Here is an 8928-nt window from a genome sequence, read left to right as displayed (position 1 = left end):
GGCCGAGCGGGAGTCGGAACGGCTCCACGACGGGCCGGTGGTCCGGCTCGGTGCCTTGTACTGCATCGGTAGCGTCATCGTGACCACGGCCAACACGCTGTTGATGGTCGTGGTGGTGCACCGGTTCCGTCAGGGCTCGGGCCTGCTCGGTGTGGTCGACGCGCTGGCCTGCGTCGGCATGCTGATCGGGGCCACGCTCTACCAGCGCTGGCAGCACCGGATCGACTACCGGCAGCTGGTCCTGTGGGGTTACCTGGTCTGCGCGTTGCTGGCGCTGGTCCAGCCGATCTCGGTCTGGACGATGCTGCCGGGCATCCTGCTGGGCGGGACGACCTTCGCACTGGGCCGGTTGCCGTCGCGGGTCGAGCTGCTGCGGGCGGTGCGCGCCGAGCGGGCCGGGCGGGTGTTCGGTACCGCCAACGCGCTGGGCCTGGCCGCCGCGGTGCTGGTCACCGTGCTGGTCGCGACGGTCTGCGACCACGCCGGAGTGATTCCCGGCTACCTCACCCTCGCGGCCGTCACGGCGCTACCCACCGTGCTGGTCGCGGGATCGCTCCTGGTGCGCCCGAGGGCGCACAACTCGCCTCACACCTAACCCGGTTGTACGGAGAGACTCGTGAAACTGCTGACCATCGAGACCATCCAGTACCTGTCCTACTACATCTCGCGTTACCGGCAGGTCGAGGCCTTCGGCGTGGACCTGTACGTGCTGAACGGCGAAGGGACGCCCGACTTCTGGCCCGAGGACAAGTACCGCCTCGCGGGCACCCGGGACGTCGCGCGGATCGTCGAGCTGGCCCAGGAGTGGCACAAGACCGAGCAGTTCGACGGCGTGATCACCTTCTCGGAGTCGGCGGTGATCACCGCCGCGGCGGTGGCCGAGGGGCTCGGCCTGCCCGGCATCGGGGTGGAGGCCGCCAAGGCGAGCCGCAACAAGTACCTGATGCGCCAGGCGCACGAGCGCGGCGGCGCCCCGCACCCGTCGTTCCGCTACGTCGAGTCGGCGGACGAGGCCGTTGCGGCGGCCGAGGAGTTCGGCTACCCGGTGATCATCAAGCCGACCATGGGCGCCGGCAGCAACTACGTCTTCAAGGTGGACGACGCGGCCGAACTGGCCGAGCGCTTCGCCCAGGCGACCGAGGGCATCGCGAAGATGTTCTGGGCCAACTCCGAGGTGGCCGGCCTGGATCTGGGGCCGCAGGGCCTGCTGGTGGAGTCCTTCCTGGACGGCAAGGAGTACCTGATCGAGGCGCTGGCCTGGGACGAGGAGGTCTACCTCGGCTCGGTGGTGGACCGGATCACCGTCGAGGGCGCGACCTTCGACGACGACGTGCACCACGCGCCGACCTCGATGAGCGCCGAGGACCTGCGCGCCGTCCACGAGGTGGTCAAGGCGGGCCTGTGGGCGCAGGGCCTGCGGCGCAGCGTCGCGCACGCCGAGGTCCGCTTCCACCAGGGCAAGCCGTACCTGCTCGAGATCGCGGCCCGGGTGGGCGGCGGCGGGCTGGACGAGATCGCCCGGCTGACGGCGGCCCACGATCCGATCAAGGCCGTGGCCGACATCGGCGCGGGCCGGCGTCCCGAGGTGCGGCACTTCCAGCCGACCGGGGTGCACACCGCCTCGATGTGCCTGATCAGCGACGGCGGTGTGGTGCGCGAGATCACCGTGCCGGCCGAGGTCGCCGACTCCGAGAAGGCGTTCCTGCTGAAGATCACCGCGCGACCCGGGGACGTCATCCTGCGCCCCCCGCACGGCAACACCATCTTCGGCTTCCTGGGCACCACCGGTGACTGTCTGGAGGACGCCATGGAGACGATGAACGACTTCGCCGCGAAGATCACCGTCGAGCTCGACCCGTACCCGGGGGACGTCAAATGATCGACTACGACGGCAGGCGCTTTCGCCCGGTCGGGGCGGAGCACGGCGAGTCCGGACGGGTGGCGCGCTACCGCCAGCACGGCAACCTGCTCTGGGGCGAGTTCTCCGGCGGCGACGCCCGCCGGGGCACCCTGACCGGGCTCTGCGGCCCCGACGGCGAGCTGGAGTTCGCGTACTGCGTGGTGCTGAGCGACGGGAAGGTGGTCTCCGGGCGCTGCCATTCCACCCCCACGACGCTGCCCGACGGCCGGATCCGGCTGGCCGAGACCTGGGAGCGGTACGCCCCGCACGCGGACCGTGGGGTGTCGTTCCTGGAGGAGATCGAGGCGGACACCAACGCGGCTGACGACGACGAGAGGCAGGGGCAGCGATGAGTGCCACCGAGAAGAAGCCGAAGCGGGGCGGGGTCGTCACCTGGGCCTGTGCGCCGGGGTTCCCGCCGGCGGTGATCTTCCCGTTCACCCCGGCCGAGCGGATGGGCACCCGCAACATCCTGGAGTTCCAGGCCCTGATGTACCGCACGCTGTACTTCTTCGGAAGCGACGGCGTGGCGGACGTCGACTACGCCAACAGCATCGGTGAGGAGCCCCTCTGGAGCGAGGACGGCCTGACCGTCACGATCACCGTCAAGCCGTGGAAGTGGTCCAACGGCGAGACGCTCTGCGCGGACAACGTGCTGTTCTGGGTCAACCTGATGAAGGTCAAGGGCGCCCGGTACGGCGAGTACGTGCCCGGCTACTTCCCGGACAACCTGACCGACTACGGCAAACTCGCCGAGAACCAGGTCTACTTCACCTTCGACAAGGTCTACTCGCAGCGCTGGGTGCTGTTCAACCAGCTCTCCACCATCACCCCGCTGCCCAAGGCCTGGGACCGCACCGACCAGGGGCCGGCGAACGCCTGCGGCGACCTCGCGGACGTCGAGGCGGTCTACGCCTACCTGATGGCCGAGCAGGGCGACATCGTCGACGAGGGCAACGCGCACCGCACCCGCTGGGCCGGCAGCCCGATCTGGTCCATCGTCAGCGGTCCCTGGCAGCTGAAGAGTTACACCCTCGAAGGGGTCGTCACGTTCGTCCCCAACGAGCACTACTCGGGCCCGGCCAAGCCCTACCTGGACGAGTTCCGGCAGATCCCGACGTTCTCCGACGAGGAGCAGTACGCGATGCTCCAGCGCGGCGACGAGGGTGAGGACGCCGTCCAGGTCGGCTTCCTGCCGCTCAGCTTCGCCACCGAGCCGGCGGTGAGCCCGGACAAGGGCGGCCCCAACCCGCTGGCCGGCTACACGATGTACCCGCAGACCGCGTACTGCGTGCGGTACATCTCGCTCAACTTCAACAACCCGACCGTGCAGGGCAAGCTCTTCGCCCAGCCGTACTTCCGCCAGGCGCTGCAGTCCAGCCTGGACCAGGACTCGGCGGTCCGCGACGTCTACCTCGGCTACGCCTACCGGCAGAACGGGCCGGTGCCGGTCTTCCCGGAGACGGAGTTCGTCTCGCCGCGCCAGCGCGAGGGCGCCTGGCCGCTGCCGTTCGACCCCGAGCGGGCCAAGCGCCTGCTGGAGGCGAACGGTTGGGACACCTCCACCACTCCGGCGGTCTGCGTCAATCCGGGCACCGGCCCCGGCCAGGCCGGCGAGGGCATCCCGGCGGGGACCTGGGCGAGTTTCCTGCTGCGCTACGTCGAGGGCCGCCCGGCGCTGACCCGGGTGATGGAGCAGCTGCGCGACGACGCCGCCAAGGCCGGTATCGAGGTGCGGCTCCAGGAGGTCTACGGCTCGGTGCTGGTGGCCGAGGACGCGCCGTGCGTCCCGGGACCGCAGGAGCCCTGCCTGTGGGAGGCGTGCAACTGGAACGGCGGCTGGGTCTTCCACCAGCCCACCGGCGAGATCCTGTTCAGCACCGGCGCCGGCGGCAACTTCGGCCACTACAGCGACCCGCGGGCCGATGAGCTGATCGAGAAGTCGGTGACCACCGACGATCCGGCGGCGCTCTACGAGTACCAGGACTACATCGCCGAGCAGGTACCGGTGATCTTCATGCCGAACTTCCCGATCCGGCTCTTCGAGGTCTCCGACCGGCTGCACGGCTTCGGCCCGGTCAACCCGTACGGGATGATCAGCCCCGAGAACTGGTACTACGTTGAGGACTGACGCGACGTTGGCCGCCGCGGCGCCGATCGCCCCGATCGGCGCCCACCCGCTGCTGGTGCTGCTGCTCCAGCTCGGGGTGCTGCTGCTGCTCGCGGTGCTGCTGGGGCGTGTGGCGGTGCGGTTGGGCTGGCCGGCGGTGGCGGGCGAGCTCTGCGCGGGGGTGCTGGTGGGCCCCTCGGTGCTGGGGACGCTCGCTCCCCGGCTCGCCGGCTGGCTGTTCCCGCACAGCGTGGAGCAGGTCCACATGCTGGATGCGGTGGGCCAGTTGGGGGTGCTGCTGCTGGTGGGGGTGAGCGGCAGCCACCTGGACTTCGCGCTGGTCCGCAGGCAGGGGCGGACCGCTGCTCGGGTCAGCTCGGCGGGGTTGCTGCTACCGCTGGGTCTGGGGGTGGGGCTCGGGTTGCTGTTGCCCGCCTCGTTGCTGGCCCCGCACGGCAGCCGGACGACGTTCGCGGCCTTCCTGGGTGTGGCGATGTGTGTCAGCGCCATCCCGGTGATCGCCAAGACGCTGCTGGACATGAATCTGCTCCACCGCGACATCGGCCAACTCACCTTGACCGCAGGGATGCTGGACGACGCGGTGGGCTGGCTGCTGCTCTCCGTCGTCACGGCGATGGCCACCACCGGGGTCAGTGGCGCGGGCGTGCTGCGCTCGGTTCTCTCGCTGGCGGTGGTGCTGCTGCTCGCCGTGGTGGCCGGCCGGCTGCTGGTCGGTCCGGTCTATCGCTGGGCCGAGCGCACCGGGGGAAGTGGCACGGTGGTCGGCACCACGGCGGTGTTGATCCTGCTGGCGGCGGCCGGGACGCAGGCGCTGGGGCTGGAGCCGATCTTCGGTGCCTTCGTCTGCGGGGTGGCCGTCACGGCGACCGGGGCGGTGAGCCCGTTGCTGCTGGCCCCGCTGCGGACCGTGACGCTCTCGGTGCTGGCGCCCGTCTTCCTCGCTTCGGCGGGGCTGCGGATGGACTTGACCGCGTTGGCCCGTCCGGCGGTGGCCCTGATGGCGCTGGCGGCGCTGGTGGTCGCGGTGGTGGGCAAGTTCGGTGGTGCCTACCTGGGGGCGCGTGGCAGCCGGCTCGGGCGCTGGGAGGCGTTGGCGCTCGGTGCGGGGATGAACGCGCGTGGTGTGGTCCAGGTGGTCATCGCCATGGTCGGGCTGCGGCTGGGCGTGTTGGACTCCGCGAGCTACACCGTGATCGTCCTGGTCGCCGTGGTGACCTCGCTGATGGCACCTCCGGTGCTGCGGTTCGCGATGGCCCGCATCGATCTGACCGCGTTGGAACAGCAACGACGGGCCGCCCAGTTCGGGCCGGCCGCCCCCGAGACTCAGAGCGTGTGAAGGGTGAGGACCAAGAGATGACGATGACGACTCAAGGCGCCGATTTCGGTATCGCGGGATTCGGCTACTCGCTGGGTGTCGACCAGAAGGTCGACCTCGAGGTGGTCTCCGAGTTCGTGGACGACCCGGAGCGGGTGTTCCAGTGGGGCTACCAGACCTTCCACCGGGCGCCCCAGGACGTGAGCGCGATCGAGTTGGCGGCGCGGGCGGCCCGGCTCGCGATCGAGGACGCCGGCTTGAGCGTCGACGACGTGGACTACGTCGTGCTGGCGCTCTCCGACGTCCCCGGCTACCTCAACTGGGACGCCTCGTCCGCGTTGGCCCGCGAGATCGGGGTGCGGCTCAAGCCGAACCTGCTGCTCATGGAGGGCTGCGTCTCCGGCGTCACGGGCCTGGGCAACGTGGCCGGTCTGTTCGCCACCGACTCGAGCTTGCAGAACATCCTGTTCGTCGCGGTCAACCGGGTCAGCGAGCACCACCGCAACCGGATGCGGGTCAACAACTCCATCCACAGCGACGGCGCCTCGGCGGTGATCCTGCGCCGTGGCCACGAGTTCGGACGGTGGCTGGCGACCGTGCAGTTCACCGACCCGGACGTGGCCGACTGGTTCCGGACCGACTTCGGCGGCGAGGTGGCGCCGGTGGCGCCGGCCGACTGGTCCGCCAAGACCCAGGCGAACGGCCTGGAGGCGGTGGTCGACCACTTCCGCACCGATCCGAAGGGGCTGCGCGACTTCGTCGCCGCGCTCAACCAGCGGCTGGTCGAAGTGACGGACTGGGCCTGCGCGAAGGCCGGCGTGGAGCGCGATTCCATCAAGAAGATCATCCATCTGAACGACAACCAGGGCTCGTTCGAGGAGATCGCCGAGGCCTTCTCCGTCCCGGTCAGCTTGACCAACGCCGAAGTCGCCGCCCAGCACGGCCACATGGGCGCGGCGGACCATCTGGTGACGCTCGCCCAGTACACCCGTGGTGGCGAGCTGGTCTCCGGCGACCTGGTCGCGTTGATCGGCATCTCGATCGGTATGCGGTGGTACTGCACCCTGGTCAGGATCTGATGCCCGAACTCGTCGACGCACTCAAGGCGGCCGTGGGGGCCGGCACGGTTCCCGGCCCCGACCTGCGCCTCGCGCTGATCCAGACCGACGATGCGAGCGTGCTGCGCAAGGCCGGCCGGGCGCTGGCCAAGTTGACCGATCCGGACGGCAGACTGCGCCCGCTGCGCCTGTCGGTGGTGGCCGCCTGCACGGTCGGCCCGCTCGAATCCCTGCTGCGCGCCTGCCTGGTGGGCGCCGGAGCGTGTCCGGCGATCGAGGTCACCCCGTACGGGGCCTTCGAACTCACGCTGGCCACCGGCGGGTTCGACCGCTCCAGCGAGCTGTTGCTGTGCCTGCTGGACGAGTCCTACTTCCTCCCCGACGACCTGGACGTCACCGCGCCGCAGGCTGCCGGGCCCTATCTGGAGGAGCGGCTGGCCCAGTTGAGCGGGCTGCTCGGCGCGGCGCTGCGCGGCAGCGAGGCGACCTTGGTGCTGCACACCGTCCCGCTGCCGCGCGCGCTGCGCGACACGGTGCTCAGTCTGCGGGCCAGGGGCGCGTTGACCAGGCTCTGGCACCGGCTCAACGCCGGGCTGCTGGAGCTGGCCGAGGAGCATCCGCAGGTGCAGGTCGTGGACCTGGTCGGGTTGCTCGCCGAGTCGCAGGTGGCCGCGCGTGATCAGCGGCTGCACAAGTACGCCGATCTGCCCTACACCGACGGGGCGTTGCTGATCCTGGCCACCGAGGTACGGCGCATCGCGCAGGCCCGCTCGGGGCTGTCCAGGAAGGTGCTCGCGCTCGACCTGGACAACACCCTGTGGGGAGGAGTCCTGGGCGAGGTCGGCCCGCAGGGCGTCGAGCTCGGCGGGCTCTACCCGGGCAAGAGCTTCGCGGATCTGCAACGCACCGTCAGCCGGCTGCGCGAGCAGGGCGTGGTGCTCGTGCTGGCCAGCAAGAACGACCCGGACCCGGTCGACGAGGCGCTGCGCCGGCATCCCGCGGTGCTGCTGCGGCCCGAGGCCTTCTCGGTCAGCATGGTCAACTGGGCGCCGAAGGCGGGCAATCTGCGCAAGGCCGCCGACGCGTTGGGGCTGGGCACCGACTCGTTCGTCTTCATGGACGACTCGGATTTCGAGCGTGGTGGGGTGGCGGCCGAGCTGCCGGAGATCGCGATCATCGACGCCAGTGGCGAGCCGGCCCAGCTGGTCGACTCGCTGGTGCGCCACGGCTGGTTCGACGTGGTCGAGTTGACCGGTACCGACCGCAGGCGGCCCGAGCTCTACCGGGCGCGCGGCCTGCGCAACGACTTCTCCGGTGGCTTCAGCCGGGCGGAGGACTACCTGAAGGCGCTCGACCTGACGGTGGCGATCGAGCCGGTGACCCGGTTCACCGTTGCCAGGGCCGCTCAACTCGCGGCTCGCACGAACCAGTTCAATCTGACCGGGGTGCGGTTCGACGAGGCGGCCACCGCCGCGATGATCGATGCCCCCGACAGGTTGGCGCTCACCGTCTCGGTCACCGACCGGTTCGGGGACGAGGGCCTGGTGGGTGCCCTCTGGGTGGAACGGACCGCGCGGCGCTGGAGCGTGCTCAATCTGGCGCTGAGCTGCCGGGTGCTGTCCCGGGGGGTCGAGTTCGCGATCGTGGGCCGGCTCGCCGAGTTGGCCGAGCAGGCCGGGGCCCAGGTGCTGGAGGGTCGCTTCACCCCTTCGGCGAAGAACAGTGTGGCGGAGGGGTTCTGGGAGAAGGCGGGGTTCGTCCCGGAGGGTGGCGGGGTCTTCACCTTCGCGCCGGGCAGGATGCCGGACCCGACCCCGTCCTGGATCACCCGTGTGGACAGCGCCGGGAGCGCCAAGAGCGTCGATCGCGTCGAGAGCGAGGAGCAGTGACCATGGGGAACACCGTCGATTCGGTCGGCGCCGAGGTGCTCGAGGTGCTCGGCGAGGTGTTGAGCCAGGACCCCGAAGCGCTCAGGGCACAACCGGTGCTGGCCGGTTACGACTGGGACAGCCTGGCCTCGCTGGAGGCGCTGGCGCAGTTGGAGAGCGCCTTCGGTGTCCGTCTTGACCTGCGGGCCTTCCAGGCCGTGCGGACCGTCGAGGAGATGGCGGCCCTGGTGGCCGCCACGCTGAACAGCTGACCTGGGACGTTTCTGACGTCATGTCAGATCATGCAAGGAGAGTGCATCATGAGCCTGCTGGAGATCCGCCTGTTCACCGTGCGGCCGGGCGGCCGTGAGGAGTTCGACCGGGTCAGCCGGGAGGAGACGATCCCGATGATGCGCCGCTGGGGCATCAACGTGATCGCGTTCGGTCCCGCGCTGAACACCGAGGACGGGTACTACCTGATCCGCAGCTTCCCTTCCGAGGAGTTGAGGGTCTCCGTCCAGGAGGCCTTCTACGCGAGCGCCGAGTGGGAAGAGAACTACGACAAGAAGGTCACCGAGATGATCGCGGACTACCACACCGCGCTCGCCCCGCTGACCGCTGACCTGTCCACCGGCCTGAAGGGCCTCTAGGCCCTG

Annotated in this window: 8 protein-coding genes and 1 pseudogene; all 9 read left to right on the top strand. The window is 70.0% G+C overall.

Annotated features, from left to right (window positions below; all coding sequences use genetic code 11):
- Positions 1 to 595: pseudogene (locus tag P3T41_RS36575) on the top strand (hypothetical protein); the annotation flags it as partial.
- A 21-nt stretch (positions 596 to 616) separates the two neighbouring features.
- Positions 617 to 1879 (top strand): ATP-grasp domain-containing protein, encoded by a 1263-nt coding sequence (locus P3T41_RS36570; protein WP_280694978.1) that lies wholly within the window; start codon positions 617 to 619, stop codon positions 1877 to 1879.
- Positions 1876 to 2253 carry a hypothetical protein gene (locus tag P3T41_RS36565; RefSeq protein WP_280694977.1) on the top strand — a complete coding sequence of 126 codons (378 nt, stop codon included), beginning with the start codon at positions 1876 to 1878 and terminating at the stop codon, positions 2251 to 2253. The genes P3T41_RS36570 and P3T41_RS36565 overlap by 4 nt, the downstream gene beginning before the upstream one ends.
- A complete protein-coding gene (locus P3T41_RS36560) occupies positions 2250 to 4031 on the top strand; it encodes an ABC transporter substrate-binding protein (RefSeq protein ID WP_280694976.1) in 1782 nt (593 codons plus the stop codon). Before P3T41_RS36565 ends, P3T41_RS36560 begins: the two co-directional genes overlap by 4 nt.
- Positions 4021 to 5367, top strand: a complete 1347-nt coding sequence (locus P3T41_RS36555; RefSeq protein ID WP_280694975.1) for a cation:proton antiporter — start codon at positions 4021 to 4023, stop codon at positions 5365 to 5367. The genes P3T41_RS36560 and P3T41_RS36555 overlap by 11 nt, the downstream gene beginning before the upstream one ends.
- A 17-nt stretch (positions 5368 to 5384) precedes the next feature.
- A complete protein-coding gene (locus P3T41_RS36550; RefSeq protein ID WP_280694974.1) occupies positions 5385 to 6425 on the top strand; it encodes a 3-oxoacyl-[acyl-carrier-protein] synthase III C-terminal domain-containing protein in 1041 nt (346 codons plus the stop codon).
- Entirely contained in the window at positions 6425 to 8293 is a 1869-nt protein-coding gene (locus tag P3T41_RS36545; RefSeq protein ID WP_280694973.1) for an HAD-IIIC family phosphatase, read from the top strand. Before P3T41_RS36550 ends, P3T41_RS36545 begins: the two co-directional genes overlap by 1 nt.
- 2 nt (positions 8294 to 8295) lie before the next feature.
- On the top strand, positions 8296 to 8544 hold the full coding sequence (locus tag P3T41_RS36540) for an acyl carrier protein (RefSeq protein WP_280694971.1): 249 nt from the start codon (positions 8296 to 8298) through the stop codon (positions 8542 to 8544).
- A gap of 48 nt (positions 8545 to 8592) precedes the next feature.
- A complete protein-coding gene (locus P3T41_RS36535) occupies positions 8593 to 8922 on the top strand; it encodes an NIPSNAP family protein (RefSeq protein ID WP_280694970.1) in 330 nt (109 codons plus the stop codon).
- Positions 8923 to 8928: the final 6 nt, after the last annotated feature.

Source organism: Kitasatospora sp. GAS204B (assembly GCF_029892155.1).
Classification (GTDB): domain Bacteria; phylum Actinomycetota; class Actinomycetes; order Streptomycetales; family Streptomycetaceae; genus Kitasatospora.
The sequence above is the reverse complement of the archived record's forward strand: the minus strand, read 5'-3'. Positions and strand labels throughout refer to the sequence as shown.

Bases quoted from the DNA above. Each gene is read 5' to 3' on its own strand.
- P3T41_RS36565 (WP_280694977.1), top strand. From the start codon at position 1,876: ATGATCGACTACGACGGCAGGCGCTTTCGCCCGGTCGGGGCGGAGCAC.
- P3T41_RS36560 (WP_280694976.1), top strand. From the start codon at position 2,250: ATGAGTGCCACCGAGAAGAAGCCGAAGCGGGGCGGGGTCGTCACCTGG.
- P3T41_RS36550 (WP_280694974.1), top strand. From the start codon at position 5,385: ATGACGATGACGACTCAAGGCGCCGATTTCGGTATCGCGGGATTCGGC.
- P3T41_RS36545 (WP_280694973.1), top strand. From the start codon at position 6,425: ATGCCCGAACTCGTCGACGCACTCAAGGCGGCCGTGGGGGCCGGCACG.
- P3T41_RS36540 (WP_280694971.1), top strand. From the start codon at position 8,296: ATGGGGAACACCGTCGATTCGGTCGGCGCCGAGGTGCTCGAGGTGCTC.
- P3T41_RS36535 (WP_280694970.1), top strand. From the start codon at position 8,593: ATGAGCCTGCTGGAGATCCGCCTGTTCACCGTGCGGCCGGGCGGCCGT.